The 17,418-nt window shown below is 68.0% G+C and carries 15 protein-coding genes and 1 tRNA gene; 1 reads left to right on the plus strand and 15 read right to left on the minus strand.

From position 1 onward, the window contains the following. Window positions 1–319: 319 nt before the first annotated feature. The 12 genes from AAFN86_RS25320 to AAFN86_RS25375 form a co-directional block, all read right to left on the minus strand. A complete protein-coding gene (locus AAFN86_RS25320) occupies window positions 320–994 on the minus strand; it encodes a 3'-5' exonuclease (RefSeq protein WP_347546389.1) in 675 nt (224 codons plus the stop codon). Window positions 995–997: 3 nt separating this feature from the next. After that, window positions 998–2,815 carry a putative nucleotidyltransferase substrate binding domain-containing protein gene (locus tag AAFN86_RS25325; protein ID WP_347546390.1) on the minus strand — a complete coding sequence of 606 codons (1,818 nt, stop codon included), beginning with the start codon at window positions 2,813–2,815 and terminating at the stop codon, window positions 998–1,000. A 39-nt stretch (window positions 2,816–2,854) separates the two neighbouring features. Next, a complete protein-coding gene (locus AAFN86_RS25330; RefSeq protein ID WP_347546391.1) occupies window positions 2,855–4,555 on the minus strand; it encodes a cation acetate symporter in 1,701 nt (566 codons plus the stop codon). Further along, window positions 4,555–4,860, minus strand: coding sequence for a DUF485 domain-containing protein (locus AAFN86_RS25335; protein ID WP_347546393.1), 306 nt, complete (start codon window positions 4,858–4,860; stop codon window positions 4,555–4,557). Before AAFN86_RS25335 ends, AAFN86_RS25330 begins: the two co-directional genes overlap by 1 nt. Before the next feature lie 578 nt (window positions 4,861–5,438). Beyond that, window positions 5,439–5,514 (minus strand) — tRNA-Glu (locus tag AAFN86_RS25340). Between the two features lie 56 nt (window positions 5,515–5,570). Beyond that, window positions 5,571–7,352, minus strand: a complete 1,782-nt coding sequence (gene recJ / locus AAFN86_RS25345; RefSeq protein WP_347546394.1) for a single-stranded-DNA-specific exonuclease RecJ — start codon at window positions 7,350–7,352, stop codon at window positions 5,571–5,573. Window positions 7,353–7,360: 8 nt separating this feature from the next. Then, on the minus strand, window positions 7,361–8,371 hold the full coding sequence (gene glpX / locus AAFN86_RS25350) for a class II fructose-bisphosphatase (protein ID WP_347546395.1): 1,011 nt from the start codon (window positions 8,369–8,371) through the stop codon (window positions 7,361–7,363). 78 nt (window positions 8,372–8,449) lie between these two features. Next, entirely contained in the window at window positions 8,450–8,893 is a 444-nt protein-coding gene (locus tag AAFN86_RS25355; RefSeq protein WP_347546396.1) for a hypothetical protein, read from the minus strand. Between the two features lie 169 nt (window positions 8,894–9,062). Continuing rightward, window positions 9,063–10,355 carry a homoserine dehydrogenase gene (locus tag AAFN86_RS25360; RefSeq protein ID WP_347546397.1) on the minus strand — a complete coding sequence of 431 codons (1,293 nt, stop codon included), beginning with the start codon at window positions 10,353–10,355 and terminating at the stop codon, window positions 9,063–9,065. A 55-nt stretch (window positions 10,356–10,410) separates the two neighbouring features. Then, a complete protein-coding gene (locus AAFN86_RS25365) occupies window positions 10,411–10,875 on the minus strand; it encodes a VOC family protein (RefSeq protein WP_347546398.1) in 465 nt (154 codons plus the stop codon). Window positions 10,876–10,891: 16 nt separating this feature from the next. Then, window positions 10,892–12,112, minus strand: coding sequence for an LL-diaminopimelate aminotransferase (locus tag AAFN86_RS25370; protein WP_347546399.1), 1,221 nt, complete (start codon window positions 12,110–12,112; stop codon window positions 10,892–10,894). An 82-nt stretch (window positions 12,113–12,194) separates the two neighbouring features. After that, entirely contained in the window at window positions 12,195–12,827 is a 633-nt protein-coding gene (locus AAFN86_RS25375) for a hypothetical protein (protein WP_347546400.1), read from the minus strand. A gap of 89 nt (window positions 12,828–12,916) precedes the next feature. Between AAFN86_RS25375 and AAFN86_RS25380 the strand changes: the two genes are divergently transcribed. Beyond that, complete coding sequence (locus AAFN86_RS25380; protein WP_347546401.1) at window positions 12,917–14,719, plus strand: class I poly(R)-hydroxyalkanoic acid synthase; 1,803 nt, start codon at window positions 12,917–12,919, stop codon at window positions 14,717–14,719. A gap of 343 nt (window positions 14,720–15,062) precedes the next feature. Here the strand turns inward: AAFN86_RS25380 and AAFN86_RS25385 are convergent, their stop codons facing one another. From AAFN86_RS25385 to AAFN86_RS25395, 3 genes are read right to left on the minus strand one after another with little or no spacing between them, the layout of a single operon-like run. Next, the gene (locus AAFN86_RS25385) at window positions 15,063–15,695 is read right to left on the minus strand and encodes a hypothetical protein (protein ID WP_347546402.1); all 633 of its coding nucleotides are present in this window, start codon (window positions 15,693–15,695) and stop codon (window positions 15,063–15,065) included. After that, window positions 15,692–16,261: a hypothetical protein gene (locus AAFN86_RS25390; protein WP_347546403.1), complete on the minus strand. Its 570-nt coding sequence runs from the start codon at window positions 16,259–16,261 to the stop codon at window positions 15,692–15,694. Before AAFN86_RS25390 ends, AAFN86_RS25385 begins: the two co-directional genes overlap by 4 nt. Beyond that, a complete protein-coding gene (locus tag AAFN86_RS25395; protein WP_347546404.1) occupies window positions 16,261–17,238 on the minus strand; it encodes a 2-dehydropantoate 2-reductase in 978 nt (325 codons plus the stop codon). The genes AAFN86_RS25390 and AAFN86_RS25395 overlap by 1 nt, the downstream gene beginning before the upstream one ends. Between the last annotated feature and the right edge of the window lie 180 nt (window positions 17,239–17,418).

The raw sequence follows: 17,418 nt of genomic DNA on the forward strand, positions 1-17,418 counted from the left end.
ACAATACGCGACGCCTACACTCAGCGCTCGGCTACCTCAGCCCCGTGCAGTTCGAGGCACAACACGCCCGGCAGACGGTCAAAGCCGCCGCCTGATCCTGTCCACCCCAAGGGGCGCACTCCAATCGGAGGTCCCGTTTGCGTGCCGATTGACACACAGATGATTGTGCCGTAGCTCTGAGCGCTTCGTTACGCGCATTCATCGACGCCAATGATGCGCGCGCCAAGCTCGATGACGGGCGCTCGGCGCCACACGGCGCGGATCAGGGTGACCCCGACAACCCCAATCGGAGAAGACTCCGAAAAGCGATCCTTTCAAATTACGCTCCGGTCGGCGGCGGCGGTGCGCCCCTGAATCGCTCTCGCTGGATGCGTGCTCCACGCGACGTCATGTCCCGCAGCGCGAGATAGGCCATTCCCGCCATGATGGCATCGTTCAGCGCGTCATGCGCCTCGAGCATCGGGATGCCGAGATCGGCCAGGATGCTCGCGAAGCGCAGGTCGAAGGTGCTCCCGGGCGGCGCATCGCGGTATTTGCGATCATAGTACAGGGCGCTAACCTCGATCTGCCTATTGGGCAGTTTGGCTTCGAACAGGTCCATCGTGTACTTGTCCAGCATGCGAACATCGAAATCGATGTAGTAGCCGACCAGTGGCCGCCCGCCGATGAAACGCAGCAGCCCCGGCAGCACCCGCCGCATTGGCTGCGCATCAGCCACATCGCGTTGCCGCAGCCGGTGCACCTTGATCGACTCCGCACCTGGCTGGGCCTCGTCCGGCCGCACCAGCGCCTCGAAGCGGCTGCTGGTCAGGATCCGATTGCCACGGATCAGCACGGCGGCAACTGCCACGATGTCGTCGCGCTTCGGATCGAGCCCCGTCGTCTCGCAGTCAAGCGACACCACCTCGTCTGCGGGGCCAGGCCGGAACAGGAATTGGTAGGCGTGATCGCCGAGGCTCGCCCTGTAGAACAGCCGCCACAGAGCGCCCCGCATGTCTCAGAAGGCTCCTAGCTTGTAGCGGTTGCGGATCAACTCGCGGAAACGCCGGACGATGCGCAGCGCATCGCGCAGAATATCACGGTCGGCGGAATGCAATTGCGAAGGCCGCACCAACGCCTCCCGCTCCAGCGCGCCGCGCCGCACCGCTTCAAGCTGCGTTTGCAGCCGGTACTCCATGAAGACCCGCAGCGCGCCGATTAGCTCCCGAGCGAATTCCGTATCGAAGGCGCCGGCTTCGGCCAGCGCCTCGATCCGGCCGGCGGTAGCAGTGACCATGATCCCGCGATCCAGCGCCATGGTGCGGATGCCGTGGACGATCGGGAAGATGCCGGCCTTCTTGATGTCGATCGCCTCCGAGCCAACGCCCACCGTCGCCATCAGCGACGTCAGCACGCCGAGGCTCGGCGTGCCGAAGCTTTCGATGAGGTTGGCGAAGCGCGCCAGCAACGCCTGTTCGCCACGCATCATCTCGACCAGCGCGCCGCGCGCCTCGGCCAGCAGCTCGGTTCGCCCACACAGCGCCACGGCGTCGAAAAAGATCGCCAGGTTGAGCGCTGCTTCGGGCGTGCGGTCCAGCGTCCAGGCCCGCATCTGCCGCACGAGCCCTTCCACCGGCTGCGACCACAATGGGTTGTCGACCATCACGCCACCGGGACAGGGCGGGAATCCGAACCCTGCCAGCGCACTGGAGAAATCCGTCCGGAAGGTCGCCAGATCGGCATCGTCGACCGGTACGGCCAGCAGCAGGCCATTGTCCTGGTCGGTGCGTACCGTTTGCTCGCCGCGACCTTCCGACCCCATCAGGATCAGGCAGCCGGCTTCGCGGATGGAAGCCGGCGCGAGCAGCTCGAACAGCTTCACGAAGAGCCGTCGGTTGAGGTCGGAGGTGATGTCGGCGATCGCCTCCACCCGCACGCCTTGGCGGTGCAGGCGTTCCACCTGCGCTTGGATATCGCGCGCCGCAATGGCGAGGTCATCGACGCCGCGCGCACGGTCGATGCGCCCGGGAATGAGCTGGGAATTGCCGGCGACCAGGCCGAGAATATCGATATCTTCGAGGAACCCCGAGAAAGCGCCGTTGGTCCGTACCGCGATCCGACGCTTGTCGTGCCGCGTCATCAACAGCAGCGCCTCGAAGATGAAGTCATCCGCCGACACCGCGATAACGTCGAAATGGCAGACATCACGCACTGGCGTCTCCAGCGGCAGGCGCCTCAGCACTGCGGCCTTGGCGAGGTTCATGCCGGTGACCACGCCGGTGCGGTCGCCGTCCTGTACGAAGAGGGCGTTGATGTTCGCCTCCCGCATCAAGTGGCCGACCTCCTCCAGGCTGGTCGCGCCATCGACGACGACGGCCGGGCCGCGGCTCGCCTCCCGAACCCGCGCGCGGAGCACGCTCTCCACGCCCTCGGCCCGGTGCGCGCGCACGAAGGCATCGAGCTTGTCCGAGACTTCCGAATAGAAGAAGGCGGCAAAGCCAGCATTGCCCGCCACCAGTGTGCGGACGACATCGCCGGGAATGAGGTAACCGAGCGTCTCCTCCGCGGCGATGAAATCCTCCCCGGCCGCACCGTGCACAAGGGCCCGGCTGTCGAAGCTGTCCTTCGGACCGAGCACGGTGTTTAACGTGCCGCCTTCTCGCACTTCGACCGAGCCCTTGATGATGACATGCAGGCTCTCGGCCGGGCGGCCATGCGCAAGGATCACCTCGCCGGGCGGGAAATAGCCGATGTCGAGCGCGGCGCGCAGCGTCTCGATTTCGTGGCCGGCGAGCCGGTCGAAGGGCGGGTTGCGTGCGTCGAAGCCGCTCGGCATGGGGCGCAGGTGGCTCGGCGTCGGGCCACCTGCCTCCGTTCAGTGGATGTGCGCGGAAGCGGCGCCGATGCCGGTCTCGGACCGGACGAACTGCGCCTCATAGGATGCGATCTCCGCGCGTGCCCGCTGGCTGGCATCCACTTTCGAGACCAGCCAGATGCCTCCGAAGGCGATGGCCATCGAGAACAGCGCCGGATTGTCATAGGGGAAGATCGCGCTGGGAAAGCCGAGCGTCTGCACCCAGACCGCCTTGGACAGCACCACCATCGCGACGGCGGAGAACAGGCCGGCAAAGCCGCCCCACATCGCGCCCCGCGTGGTGCAGCCGCGCCACATCGTGCTCATCAGCAGCACCGGGAAGTTGCAGCTGGCGGCGACCGCGAAGGCAAGGCCGACCATGAAGGCGACATTCTGATTCTCGAAGACGTAGCCGAGCACGATGGCGACGATGCCGATCACCACCGCCGAGATCTTGGAGATGTTCACCTCTTTCCGCTCATTCGTGCGGCCGCGGGCGATGACCTCGGCATAAAGGTCGTGGCTGACCGCGGAGGCGCCGGAGAGCGTCAGCCCCGCCACCACCGCCAGGATGGTGGCGAAGGCCACGGCTGAGATGAAGCCGAGGAAGAGGCTGCCGCCCACCGCATTCGCCAAGTGAATCGCCGCCATGTTAGTGCCGCCGAGAAGACCGGTGATCTTATTGATCACGCCGCCAACCCCGGCCGCGTAGTAGGTCGGATCGGTCATCAGGAAGGTGATCGCGCCGAAGCCGATGATGAAGGTCAGGATATAGAAATAGGCAATGAATCCGGTGGCGTAGAACACCGACTTCCGCGCCGCTTTGGCATCCGAGACGGTGAAGAAGCGCATCAGGATATGGGGCAGCCCGGCGGTACCGAACATCAGCGCAAGGCCGAGCGAGATGGTCGAGACCGGATCGGACACCAGCCCGCCCGGCGCCATGATGGCATCGCCCCTCGGATGGATGGAGACCGCGTCGGCGAACATGGCTTCCGGGTTGAAGCCGTAGCGCCACAACACCGCCAGCGCCATGAAAGTGGCGCCGGCCAACAGCAGGCAGGCCTTGATGATCTGCACCCAGGTGGTCGCCTTCATGCCACCGAAGGCGACATAGACGATCATCAGCGCACCGACGATGACAACGGCATAGAGGTAGTCGAGGCCGAAGAGCAGCTCGATCAATTTGCCGGCGCCGACCATCTGCGCGATCAGGTAGAAGGCCACCACCACCAGCGTGCCGGTCGCAGACAGAATGCGGATCTGCGTCTGGTCCAACCGGAAACTGGCGACATCGGCGAAGGTGAATTTGCCGAGGTTGCGCAGCCGCTCTGCGATGAGGAACAGCACGATCGGCCAGCCGACGAGGAAGCCGATGCTGTAGATCAGCCCGTCGAAGCCACTGGCAAACACCAGGCCCGAAATGCCGAGGAAGCTGGCCGCGGACATGTAGTCGCCGGCGATCGCCATTCCATTTTGCAGCGCAGTGATGCCGCCGCCCGCCGCGTAGAAATCGGCGGCTGATTTAGTGGCCGCTGCGGCCCTGTAGGTGATGAATAGCGTACCGAGCACGAAGATGAAGAACATCACGATGGCCGCGATGTTGAGCCCCTGCTTCTCGACCGTGCCTTCCAGGGCGCCTGCCGCGAAAGCGGCCGCGGTGAAGGCCCCGCTGCCGCCCACCAGGGCGGCCGCCAGGGGCAGACCGGAGAGCCGCCGCATCACGCGATCTCCTTCCGCAGGTCGCGCGTGAGATCGTCGAAGCGGGTATTCGCACGCCAGACATAGATGCCGGTCAGTAGGAAAGCAGCCAGGATCACGGCCAACCCCAGCAGGATGCCGATCGAGGTGACGCCGCTGCCTACTTTCATCGCCATCAGGTTGCGCGCAAAGGCCACTGCCAGGATGAAGCCCAGATAGATCACGAGCATGACGGCGGCGAGCGTCCAGGCGAAGCTGGAACGGCGTCTCACCAACTCCTGGAACTTGGGGTTTCGCAGAATCTGCGCGTGCTCAGCCTCGGCCATGGCGTGCCCTCCCTCGCTCTCGTGCGAATTGGCAAACTATGTCGACACGACGATCTCCTTTCCTTGATCTGCCGCAACATCGCCCGAGGGCTTCGCTGAAGGTGAGGTCCGCGTTGTTCGAGACAACGCGAATCAGCTGAGGTTCAGGCCCGGGTCCTCTGGATTCGACGAGCAGCCGCGAGCTGCCGCTCCCACTCCACCGATGACGGCGCCATCAGCCTGGGCGGCGTATTCACCCCTCCGCCTTGTTCCTCCGCGCGTATGCTTCACGTACGGCTATTCGGTTGGTGCTCGCTTTCGCCTTGTACAGCGCGTCCAGCTTCGCCTTCCCGGCCGGGAACCGTTGCTTGGCCTCGGCGCCGTCCTTCGTCCCAGCGTGGCGATCAGTTCCCGCTTGCCGACGATGGGACACAGCGCTGCTGGCGCGACGACGCGAGCACGGTAGACGCCAGATTTCGGATGCTTCGTTGAACGCGTCGTCCACAGGACCATTTGGGCCACCTCGTTGTATCACGAGGCAGCGCTCAAGCACTTGATAGCTCAGACAATTCAGCCAGATCAAGCCTCTAAGGCCGATATGGCGTCCCCTACGGGATTCGAACCCGTGTCGCCGCCGTGAAAGGGCGGTGTCCTAGGCCTCTAGACGAAGGGGACAGGCCGTGGCGCGGGGTTAAAGCGCGCCACTCCAACGGTCAATAGGTCAAACGCGATCAGGCCGGCGCGGCGTCCACCACCTGCAGCGAAGCGGTGATCTGCCCGTTCCATTGTTCCGCCCGCAGATGCCCGCACAGATGCATCGGCACACGGTCCTGCGCCAGCAGCGCCTGTGCGAGCGGGCCGTCCTTGGCGCGGAAGCATATGGTCTTGAGACGGCCGCCATCCTCGCCCTCGACGATGGCGCGCACCGTGGCGCCTTCCTTGCCGACGCGGTCGGCCTTCACCACGCGGGCCCGCTGCACGACGAAGATCGGCTCCTCATTGCCCGGCCCGAATGGCGCCAGCCTGGCGACGTCCTGCGCCAGGGTCGGCTGCGCCGCCACGACGTTCAGCGTGCCTTCCACCATCAGGTCGGCCGCCGCTGGCAGCAGGGCGGCGTGACGCAGGCGTTCCTCAAGGAAGGCGTGCACCTCGGCCTCGCGCCCGGCACGGAAGGAAAACCCTGCCGCCATGGCGTGCCCGCCACCCGTCTCCAGCAGTCCAGACTGTCGCGCGGCGATCACCGCCGACCCCAGATCGACCCCCGCCACCGAACGCCCGGATCCCTTGGCCAGCCCATCCGCCACGCCCGCCACGCAGGCCGGCCGGTTGAAGCGTTCCTTCATCCGCCCGGCCACGATGCCGACGACACCCGGATGCCAACCTTCGGCCACCAGAAGCAGCACGGCGCGGCCTTCCTCGGCCTGGCGCTCGGCCATCGCATGGGCGGCGGACAGCACGCCGCCCTCAACCTCCTGGCGCCGCTTGTTCACCTCATCGAGTTTCTCGGCCATGGCCCGCGCCTCGACCGGGTCCTCGCACAGGAGCAGGCGCAGCCCGAGGTCGGGCTCGCCGATTCGGCCCGACGCATTGATCCGCGGGCCCAGCAGGAAGCCCAGCGTATGCGCTGTCGGGGTATCCCGCGCCCCGGTCACGTCGAGCAGCGCGGCGATCCCCGCCCTGCCCCGCCGCGCCATCACCTTCAGCCCCTGCGCCACCAGCGCACGGTTGAAGCCCGTCAGAGGCATGACGTCACAGACCGTCGCCAAGGCGACCAGGTCGAGCAGCCCGAGCAGATCGGGCTCGGACCGCCGCGCGAACCAGCCCGCGCGGCGCAGAGCGCGGATCGTCGCCACGCCGGCCAGGAAGGCGACCGCGGCGGCACAGACGTTGTGCAGCCCCGACCCGCAGTCCAGCCGATTGGGGTTCACCGCCGCCAGGATGCGCGGCACCGGTCCTTCCGCCTTGTGGTGATCCAGCACCACCACATCAGCGCGCCCTTCGGCCGCCACCAGCGCCTCGGCCGCGGCGATCCCGCAATCCACGCAAACGATCAGGGAGGCACCGCGATCGCACAACGCGGCAATCGCCGGTGCATTGGGGCCGTAGCCCTCCTTCAGCCGGTCGGGGACATAGGGCGTGACCTCGCAGCCCAGGTCGCGCAGCAGGCGCGACATCAAGGCGCCGGAACAAGCGCCATCGACATCATAGTCGCCGAACACCGCGACGTGTTCCCCGCTGCGCACCGCCGCGGCGATACGGTCGGCCGCCGCATCCATGTCCATCAGCACGGAGGGATCGGGCATCAGCGCCCGCAGCGTCGGCTCCATGTAGTCGCCGGCAACATCAAGGCCGATGCCGCGCGCCGCGAGCAACCGACCCACCATCTCCGGCAGTCCGAGGCGCTGCGCGATGCCGAGGCCGATGCGCGAATCGGACGGCCGCCATATCCAGCGGCGGCCGGTCACGCTGCGCGCGACACCGAGGACCGGGGCGTCCAGGGGCGTCCCGTCCATCACGGGCCTCAGGCCACGAAGGCGGAAGGCTTGCGGTCGAAGTTGTGATGCCCTTCCACGTAACGGACAGTGCCGGACTTCGACCGCATGATGATCGAATGCGTGTAGGCCCCGCCGGCGAAGCGCCGCACGCCACGCAGCATCGCCCCCGAGGTGACGCCGGTCGCGGCGAACATCACGTCGCCCTTCGCCATGTCCTCGATGGCGTAGATGCGGGCAGGATCGGTGACGCCCATGGTCGCGGCACGCGCGATCTGCTCGTCATTCTCGAACATCAGCCGGCCCTGCATCTGGCCGCCGATGCAGCGCAGCGCCGCGGCGGCCAGCACGCCTTCGGGCGCGCCGCCCGAGCCCATGTAGATGTCGATGCCGGCTTCGCGCTGGCTGACATTGATCACGCCCGCCACATCGCCATCGCCGATCAGCGTGATGCGCGCGCCGGCGGCGCGACAGGCCTTGATCATCTCCTTGTGGCGGTCGCGATCCAGCGTGCAGACCATCAGGTCGCTGATGTCGCACTTCTTCGCCTTCGCCAGTTCGCGCAGGTTCTGCTCCGGCGAGGCATCGATGTTCACCACGCCATCCGGCAGGCCCGGCCCGACCGCAATCTTGTCCATATAGATGTCGGGCGCGTGCAGGAAGCCGCCCTTCTCGGCGAGTGCCACGGTGGCAATCGCGTTCGGCCCGCCCTTGGCGGTGATCGAGGTGCCTTCCAGCGGATCGACCGCGATGTCGACCTCCGGCCCGCCGCCGGCGCGGGCGTAGAGCCCGACCTTCTCGCCGATATAGAGCATCGGCGCCTCGTCCATCTCGCCCTCGCCGATCACCACCGTTCCGGTGATGGCAACGGTGTCGAAGGCACGGCGCATCGCCTCGACCGCCGCGCCATCGGCGGCGTTCTTGTCACCCCGGCCAATCCAGCGCGATGCGGCGAGCGCGGCGGCTTCGGTCACCCGCACCAGTTCCAGCGCCAGGTTGCGGTCGACAACCACACCCGGCTCGGGGGTCGCAGCGGCCATGAACGTTCCTCCGAATCGAGACTTGCGGGGTGGTCCACCCCGCCCATGCATTGCCCATAGCCGGAATCGCGCCCCGCGTCAGCGGAGCGAGAGCAGCGGCGCCCCCGTCCGGCAGGCCTCGGCATCCGAACGGCCCGCCAGCCGTTCCACCGCGAAGGTCGAGCAGGAGGCATGGATCACCCGGCCTTCGATGCGGTCGCCGGCATCGGACAGGCGGCCGGCGAGATCGACCATCACGTAGTTCGCCGGCTGGAGCAGCCAGCGAAGATGCCGCAGGGAAACCTCCCGCGTCGCAGGGTCGAAGCGGCCCTCCATCGCGAAGCATCCGGTGGGCACGCCCGGATTGTCGGCCGCCGCCTCGAAATGGAATAGCGCCGAGACGGTGCCGTCCTTGCGCGGATCCATGGTCAGCACCAACGCTGTGTGGCCCTGCGCCGCCCCGCAATCATAGCCACCGCGCCAAGTGCCGCGCAGCGCTTCCTGCGCCGCAGCGGGCGCGGCGAACAGCAGGAGCACGGCCACTGCGCCACGCATCACGCAACCTCGGCCGGGCGCGCGAAGCGCGATCGCGGCGAGACTACCTCTTGCCTCCGGCGCGACAGCCCATGGGTCGAAGGCAAGCCGGCCGGACGGTCGGCCGCCGCCGCTTGAGGAATCGACAAAAAACCTTGATGGCTACCGCAGGCGGCCATCAAAGCGCCTCGATGCGGATCAACGCCGGCTTCTCAACCACCGCATCCAGTTCGGCGATACGCGCCAGGGCGGCCCGCACGAAGGCCTCGCTGGTCTCGTGGGTTGTCAGCACCACGGGCACCGCCTCACCCGGTGCACGACCGCGCTGCAGCATGGATTCCAGGCTGATCGCGTTGTCGCGCAGCACGCCGGTCACATCCGCGATCACGCCCGGACGATCCACCACCATCAGTCGCAGATAGTAGGCACCGGTATGGCGGTCCATCGGCACCGAGGCCTCGGGCTTCAGCGCCGCCGAGGACGCGCCCCAGACCGGGGTGAAACGCCCGCGCGCGATGTCGATGAGGTCGGCCACCACGGCGGATGCGGTCGGCCCCGCCCCTGCCCCGCGCCCTTCCATCATCACCCGGCCGACGAAGTCGCCTTCCGCGACGACAGCGTTGAACACGCCATCGACGCGCGCGATGGGTGCCGCCGCCGGCACCATGCAGGGATGCACGCGCGTCGAGATACCGCCTTCCTCGCGCTTGGCGATGCCAAGCAGCTTGATCCGGTAGCCGAGTTCCTCGGCGAGAGAGATGTCCAGCGCCGAGACCTCGCGGATGCCTTCGACATGCACGGCGGAGAAATCGACTGGCCGCCCGAACGCCATCGCGGCGAGGATGGCGAGCTTGTGCGCCGCATCGATGCCGTCGATGTCGAAGGACGGATCGGCCTCGGCATAGCCGAGCTTCTGCGCCTCGTTCAGCACCTCCGCGAATTCGCGTTTCTGTTCGCGCATCGTCGTCAGGATGTAGTTGCAGGTGCCGTTCAGGATGCCGGCGACACGCTGGATGCGGTTCGCGGCCAATCCCTCCCGCACCGCCTTGATGGCGGGGATGCCGCCGGCCACCGCGGCCTCGAAGGCAAGCGCGGTGCCCCTGGCTTCCGAAGCCTGCGCGAGCGCAGCACCATGCACCGCGAGCAGCGCCTTGTTGGCGGTGACCACATGCTTGCCGGCGGCAATCGCCGCTTCGACCAGCGCCTTGGCTGGCCCATCAGAGCCGCCGATGCATTCGACGACGACTTCGACCTGCGGATCGGCGGCCAGCGCCACCGGGTCATCATACCAGCGCAGCCCGGCCACCGGGATGCCGCGGTCGCGCGAGCGGTCGCGGGCGGAAACGGCGGTGACGGTGATCGGCCGGCCGGCGCGCGCGGCGATGATATCGGCGTTGGCGCGCAGCAGGTTCACCGTGCCGGCGCCGACCGTGCCAAGCCCGGCGACGGCAATCGCGAGTGGGCGCGTCATGCTGAAACCCTCCGCGCCGAACCGTTGGGCAGCCGCTGCATCGCCATCGTGACCATCACTTGTCCTCGTAGCCGTCCGATGAATTGAATGTCGTGCCCTCGGCCAGCACGCCGGCGCCGGGCACGTGGTTGACCTCAAGCCGGATGCCGTCCGGGTCCTCGAACAGCACCGAATAATAGCCAGGCGCCCAACTTCCATCGGAGGGCGCGCGGATGATGGTGGCGCCGATCTCGCGCAACAGCGCGGCGCAACGGTCGACATCCTCCCGCGTGCGGGCGCGAAGGCAGACATGGTGCAGCCCCACGCGGCCCTGGTCGAAGCGCTCCCCGGCATGGGCGGGGTCGCAGGGTTCGATGCCGATCGCGGTGCGGGCGCCGACGCAGTAGAAGAATTTCGGCCCGTCAAACACAGGCTTCATGCCGAGCCGCGGCAGCAGCCTGGCATAGAAGGCACGGCATTCGGCGAAGCGGCTGACCGTCAGCACGACATGCGCGACGCCGTTGATGCCGATGTCCGTCACCGCGCCCTCCATGCGTTCAGGCGGCGCCGGCCGCCACGTCGTGTTCCACCGGTGCGGCGTTGTCGCCGGACAGGAAGGTCTTGATGCCGCGCAGCGCCTGGCGGATGCGGTGGTTGTTCTCGACCATGGCGATGCGGACATGCTCGTCGCCATGCTCGCCGAAGCCCAGGCCCGGGGCGACCGCGACCTTCGCCTTCTCCAGCAGCAGCTTCGAGAAACCGACTGACCCCAGATGACGGAAGCGTTCGGGGATCGGCGCCCAGAGGAACATCGAGGCCTCGGGCGACGGCACGTCCCAGCCCACGGCCTTGAGGCCCTTTACCAGCACGTCGCGGCGGTCCTTGTAGAGCGCGCGCATCTCCGCGATGCAGTCCTGCGGGCCGTTCAGAGCCGCCGTCGCCGCGACCTGGATCGGCGTGAAGGCGCCGTAGTCGAGATACGACTTCACCCGCGCAAGGGCCGCGATCAGCCGCGGATTGCCCGCCGCGAAGCCCATCCGCCAACCCGGCATGTTGTAGGTCTTGGACATCGAGGTGAACTCCACCGTGATGTCCTTGGCCCCCGGCACTTCCAGCACCGAAGGCGGCGGCGTGTCGCCGAAATACAGCTCCGCATAGGCAAGGTCGGAGAGGATGAACAGGTCGTGCTTGCGGCAGAGCGCGACCAACTCGCGGTAGAATTCGATGCTGGCCACCAGCGCCGTCGGATTGGACGGAAAGTTGACGATCACGGCGGTCGGCGCCGGCACCGAATGGCGCACCGCGCGGTCGATCGCCGCCAGCATCGTGTCATCGGGCGTGTAGGGAATAGAGCGCACCGAGGCGCCGGCGATGATGAAGCCGAATTGATGGATCGGGTAGGACGGGTTCGGCACCAAGATGGTGTCGCCCGGGCTGGCGATGGCCTGGGCCAGGTTGGCCAGCCCTTCCTTCGAGCCCAGTGTCGCTACGACCTCGGTCTCCGGGTCCAGCTTCACGCCGAAGCGGCGGTCGTAATACCCAGCCAGCGCGCGCCGCAGGCCGGGGATGCCCTTCGACATCGAATAGCGATGCGTGCGCGGGTCCTGCACCGCCTCGATCATCTTGGCGACGATGTGCGGCGGCGTCGGACTGTCCGGATTGCCCATGCCGAGATCGACGATGTCCTCGGCAGCGGCGCGAGCGCTGGCCTTCGCCGCATTCACCTCGGCGAAGACATAGGGCGGCAGGCGGCGGATGCGGTGGAAGTCCTCGGTCATGGCGGCGTTTCCGTGTGGAAGGGCCGCGACCTATAGAGCAAGGCCCGCGCGCTGTGTATGGGCGCGAGAGGGCCGCGGGCCCTCAGCGCGTCCGCGGGGCGAGCAGGTCCGGCGAGGGCAGCGGCGGCGGCCCACCCGGGCTCAACAGTTCGGGTGGCGGAGGCGGCGGCGGGCCGGCGCCGACCGATGGAGCCGCCGGGGCGGCGGGGCGCGGTTCCGGCGCGGCGGGCGCGGGTACCGGTGCACGCTGCGGCGCGGGGGCGACCGGGTCGACCGGATCCCAGGTGATGCGAGGCGCGGCGGCGAGCGGCGGTGGTCCGGGCGCCTGCATCGGCATGCTGCGATCGCCCTCGGTCCCGGCCGGGCGCGGCGCGACCGGGCGCATCTCGGCATCGAGCGGATTGCGGCTGCGCTGGCGTTCGTCGGCCAGGGCCGCGGTCAACGCATCGCGCACGGCCACGTCCGGCACGGTGGGTCGCGCCGGGATCGTACCGAGGTTCGGGAAATCCCCGGCGGCGCCAGGTGGCGATTCGCGTCCCTCGAAGGCCGGGCCCGTCAGGTGGTCCCACAGCGGGCCAAGCGCCTCGCTCCCCTGCCCGGCCGTGCAGCCGGCGGCAAGCAGCGGCAGGGCGAGAGCCAGCAGCCGTGCTTGCTTGGCCCGTCCCCGACCCCTACCGTGCCGGGGCGTTGCCCCGCGGTCCATCCGACCGGTCATGCCGCTTCTGTCGCCATTGCGGCCCAGCGGTAACCCGAATCGGCCGGCACGCGAAGGCCACCAAGCCAGTTCATGCACCGGAATACCCGATGGCCGAAAAAGAGAACCCGAACGGCACCCAGTTCAGGCTGCCCGATCCCGCCATCGTCAGCCGGACCATGGCCGATGTGGCCGAGCGCGGGCAGCGCATCGTCTCGGACTTCCTGAAGCGCCAGTCCGGGTCTCCGGCCGACCCCGATCCGTTGAAGATCGGCAACGCCTTCCTGGAGATGACCACGCGGCTGATGGCCAATCCGGCGCGGCTGGTGCAGGCGCAGCTCGGCTTCTGGCACGACTACCTGACCCTTTGGCAGAACACGGCCCGGCGCATGATGGGCGACGAGACCACGCCCGTGATCGCCGAGGACGACAAGGATCGCCGCTTCAAGGACGACGCCTGGCGCGACCATGAGGTGTTCGACTTCATCCGCCAGACCTACCTGCTGTCCGCCCGCTATTTCCGTTCCGTGGTGGAAGGCACCGAGGGGCTGGAGCCCAAGACGGCGCAGAAGGTGGACTTCTACACGCGCCAATTCGTCGATGCGATGAGCCCGACGAATTTCCTGATGACCAACCCCGAGGTGCTGCGCCGAACGGCGGAAACCGGCGGGGAGAACCTGTTGCGCGGCCTGTCCAACCTGCTGACGGACCTCGAACGCGGGCGCGGCAAGCTCAAGATCCGCATGACGGACGACACCAAGTTCAAGGTCGGCGACAACATCGCCGTCACCCCGGGCAAGGTGGTGTTCCAGAACGACCTGATGCAGCTGATCCAGTACAGCCCGACGACCGAGACGGTGCTGAAGCGCCCGCTGCTGATCATCCCGCCCTGGATCAACAAGTTCTATATCCTCGACCTGCGGCCGAAGAATTCGTTCATCCGCTGGGCGGTGGAACAGGGGCACACGGTCTTCGTCATTTCCTGGGTCAATCCGGATGCGAAGCTCGCCGAGAAGGGCTTCGAGGACTACATGCTCGATGGTCCCTATGCCGCGCTCGATGCCATCGAGAAGGTAACCGGGGAGAAGGGTGCCAACGTCATCGGCTATTGCCTCGGCGGCACGCTGCTGGCGTCGACCCTCGCGCACATGGCAGCGAAGAAGGACACGCGGGTGAAGTCCGCGACCTTCTTCACCACCATGGTGGATTTCGAGGAAGCCGGCGAGCTCGGCGTCTTCATCGATGAGGAGCAGCTCTCCGCTCTCGAGGAGAAGATGAGCAAGGTCGGCTTCCTCGAAGGCCGCGAGATGGCGACGACCTTCAACATGCTGCGCGCCAACGACCTGATCTGGTCCTTCGTGGTCAACAACTACCTGATGGGTCAGGAGCCCTTCCCCTTCGACCTGCTGTACTGGAACGATGATTCCACGCGCATGCCGGCGAAGATGCACAGCTTCTACCTGCGCCGCATGTACCAGCAGAACGACCTGGTGAAGCCCGGCGAGATCGACCTGCTCGGCGTCAAGCTCGACCTGCGGAAGATCAAGCTGCCGACCTATATCCTGAGCACGCGCGAGGACCACATCGCGCCGTGGCTTTCCACCTATCGCGCGACCCAGATCTACAAGGGGCCGACGCGCTTCGTGCTCGCCGCATCCGGCCATATCGCCGGCGTCGCCAACCCGCCCGATGCCGGCAAGTACAGCCACTGGATCGGCGACGACCTGCCGCCCGACCCGGAAGCCTGGTTCAAGGGTGCGACGGAACTCGCCGGGTCGTGGTGGCCGGATTGGCACCGCTGGGTGTCGGGCCTCGATAAGGCCACGGTCCCGGCGCGCATTCCCGGCGAGGGCGGCCTGCCGGCGATCGAGGACGCGCCAGGGTCATTCGTGAAGGTCATGGCGACGGACTGATACCAGCGGCCGAATTCCTCGACCGCTGGTATCGGGTTGGGCCCGCCCTCGGACGCCGGGCGCAAACCTGCGGTTTGCTGGGCTTTCACCGAATTGCCGGCGGGCCACCTTCGCGGCCTCGGCACGAGTCCATGACTCACGCCGATGGTATCAGGCGCCGCGGCGCGTCGGCCCTGGTTCTTGGCTTGTCCCTGAGACGGCGGACGCCTGCCGGCACGCCGAGCACTGGCGTGTCGGCCGCACAGGTTTGTCCGGGCGCGATCGCACCGGGCTCTCCCGGCCCGATGCCGGGTATCGGGCCGTGACGCGCTCCGGCGCGGCCGCAGCGAATGGGCCGTGAACCTCAGTAGCCCAGGCCAAGCCCGTCCGTGATCGCCCCGGGCGCGCCGTTCTGCCACCACGGTCCCGAACCCGCCCAGCCGGAATCGAGGTCGAGCCGCCGCACGTCCCTCGACAGCGCCGCCATCGCCTGCTCGGCCGCCGGCAGCGGCCCGATCTCGCCCAGCCGGCCGAGCGTCACCTCCCCGCCCGGCTCGAACATCGGAGTGCGCAGCGCTGCCGCCGCCCCGGCGAGGTCATTGGCCCGCAGGCGCTGCGCCACCGTGCCCAGCGCCTGGATCACGTCGTTGGAGGAGGCCTGCTGCGCGGCACCGATCGCCGCGCGATTCTCATCCCGCGCCGTGCGCATCGCATAGCCGATGGTCGGCGACAGCGCCGGCCAGGCGCGCCGGTTGGCGACCTCGACCTCGATCGCCTCGAACCGCGCGAGGGCGAGCGCCGTCTCCGCCGGATGGCCGGCGAGGCGCGCGCCCTGGTCGGCGAAGTCGGCCGTCGTCGCCTCCACCGCCGCGCGCAGCGGCCCGCCGTTGGTCGGTTCGCCGGTCAGCACCGCCGGCGGCAGGGCCTGCGGCGTGCGCAGTTCCTCGCAGGCCGCGATCGCCAGCGGCAGCAGCACCAGGCCAAGTCGCATGGTCATTCCCAATTATCCCGTGAGTCCTGAACCTGGATACGCCACATCTCATTCTGCGCCATCATCGCCGCCCACGCCGCCTGCGGCAGCGGCGGCAGGGCGGACAGGATGGCGATGGTCGCGGGGCCGCCCGGCGTGAACAGCGGCGGCCGCAGCGCGGCAGCCGCGGCGGCGGCATCCTGCGCGCCATAGGCGTAGCGCACCGCCGTCAGGGCATTGATGACCGCCTGCGGTTGCGCCGCCTGGTCGATGCCGAGTGCTGCGCGCCATTCCGGCCGGGCCCGTTGGAAGGCGGCCTTCACGATCGGCGACATCTCGATCCAGCGCTGGGCGAAATTGAGCTCGACCGTGAGGTACTCGGCTTCGGAGATCGCCTGCGCCGCGATCCAGGACTGTCCCGCCATGCTGCCGGGGGCTGCGAAGAAATGGGCGGTGTGGATGATCGCCTGGCGTGCCGGATCAGCGAAGCCCATCGCGGGATCGAAGGGCAGCGTCACCACCGGCGCCGGCGTGATCGCGCAGCCCGCCAGCGCACCGAACCCCGCCAGCAGGGCGGTGCGGCGCGCGATCATCACAGGCAGCCCGCCGCCCGCGCGCGGGCGCGCACCAGCGCCAGCACGGTCCGGCAGGTGGGTGCCGTCTCCCCCACCAGATCGGCGAGTTCCACCACGGCGCCGAGCAGCGCCTCGACCTCCATCGGCCGGCCGCGTTCAAGGTCCTGCAGCATCGAGGTCTTGTGCGCGCCTACCTCGGCCGCCCCGGCGATGCGCTTGTCGACATCGATGGCGAAGCGGATGCCGAGCGCTTCGGCCACGCGCTGGCCTTCCAGCATCATCGCCCGGGCGACGCCGCGCTGTTCGTCGTCGTTCACGAGCACGTCCAGCGTCGCCGTGGTCAACGCCGAGATCGGATTGAAAGCGAGGTTACCCCACAGCTTCACCCACAATTCATCGCGGATGCGCGGGCGCACCGGCGCCTTGAAGCCGGCGGCGATCAGCGCCTCGCTCAGCCGCTGGGCACGCGCGCTGCGGGAGCCATCGGGCTCGCCCAGCGAGAAGCGATCACCATAGGTGTGTTCGATCACGCCGGGCGCGATGACCTCGGCCGCCGGATAGACGATGCAGCCGAGGCTGCGCGAGGGCGGCAGCAACCGCGAGACGGCGCCACCCGGATCGACGCTTTCGACCGTGCGCCCTTCATGCGGGCCGGCAAGTCCGTGGAAGTACCACCACGGGACGCCGTTCACCGCGCTGACCACCGTCGTGTCCGGCCCCAGCAGCGGCTGCATCTGTACCGCCGCGCCGGGCAGGGAATGCGCCTTCAGCGTCACCACGACATAGTCCTGCACGCCGGCGTCCTCGGCGCTGCCGACGCAGCGCGGGCGGGCGGTGATCTCCTGGCCCTCGCTCAGCAGCCGCAGGCCATCCTTCTGCATCGCGGCCAGGTGCGGGCCGCGCGCGATCACCGTGACCTCGGTATCGCCACGCAGCGCCAGCTTCGCCGCCATGAGGCCGCCGATCGCGCCAGCGCCGAAGATGCAGAGTTTCATGGGCCGCCTGCCGTATCCTGCCGTTCGGGCCAATATGGGCGCGTTGCCTGCCGGTCGAAAGCGCCTGGCGCGGGCAGGCTGCGTATTCCGGTCATCGCGTCACGACCCTTGATGACTTCGAGCGCCGCAATCCCTGATCGCCCCGTCAGACGGCGGGCACGCCGTACCCGTTCCTCACTG

Source organism: Roseomonas sp. CAU 1739 (assembly GCF_039839775.1).
In the GTDB taxonomy this organism is placed as follows: domain Bacteria; phylum Pseudomonadota; class Alphaproteobacteria; order Acetobacterales; family Acetobacteraceae; genus Neoroseomonas.

Bases quoted from the DNA above. Each gene is read 5' to 3' on its own strand.
- AAFN86_RS25320 (WP_347546389.1), bottom strand. From the start codon at position 994: ATGCGGGGCGCTCTGTGGCGGCTGTTCTACAGGGCGAGCCTCGGCGAT.
- AAFN86_RS25325 (WP_347546390.1), bottom strand. From the start codon at position 2,815: ATGCCGAGCGGCTTCGACGCACGCAACCCGCCCTTCGACCGGCTCGCC.
- AAFN86_RS25330 (WP_347546391.1), bottom strand. From the start codon at position 4,555: ATGCGGCGGCTCTCCGGTCTGCCCCTGGCGGCCGCCCTGGTGGGCGGC.
- AAFN86_RS25335 (WP_347546393.1), bottom strand. From the start codon at position 4,860: ATGGCCGAGGCTGAGCACGCGCAGATTCTGCGAAACCCCAAGTTCCAG.
- recJ (WP_347546394.1), bottom strand. From the start codon at position 7,352: ATGGACGGGACGCCCCTGGACGCCCCGGTCCTCGGTGTCGCGCGCAGC.
- glpX (WP_347546395.1), bottom strand. From the start codon at position 8,371: ATGGCCGCTGCGACCCCCGAGCCGGGTGTGGTTGTCGACCGCAACCTG.
- AAFN86_RS25360 (WP_347546397.1), bottom strand. From the start codon at position 10,355: ATGACGCGCCCACTCGCGATTGCCGTCGCCGGGCTTGGCACGGTCGGC.
- AAFN86_RS25370 (WP_347546399.1), bottom strand. From the start codon at position 12,112: ATGACCGAGGACTTCCACCGCATCCGCCGCCTGCCGCCCTATGTCTTC.
- AAFN86_RS25375 (WP_347546400.1), bottom strand. From the start codon at position 12,827: ATGACCGGTCGGATGGACCGCGGGGCAACGCCCCGGCACGGTAGGGGT.
- AAFN86_RS25380 (WP_347546401.1), top strand. From the start codon at position 12,917: ATGGCCGAAAAAGAGAACCCGAACGGCACCCAGTTCAGGCTGCCCGAT.
- AAFN86_RS25385 (WP_347546402.1), bottom strand. From the start codon at position 15,695: ATGACCATGCGACTTGGCCTGGTGCTGCTGCCGCTGGCGATCGCGGCC.
- AAFN86_RS25390 (WP_347546403.1), bottom strand. From the start codon at position 16,261: ATGATCGCGCGCCGCACCGCCCTGCTGGCGGGGTTCGGTGCGCTGGCG.
- AAFN86_RS25395 (WP_347546404.1), bottom strand. From the start codon at position 17,238: ATGAAACTCTGCATCTTCGGCGCTGGCGCGATCGGCGGCCTCATGGCG.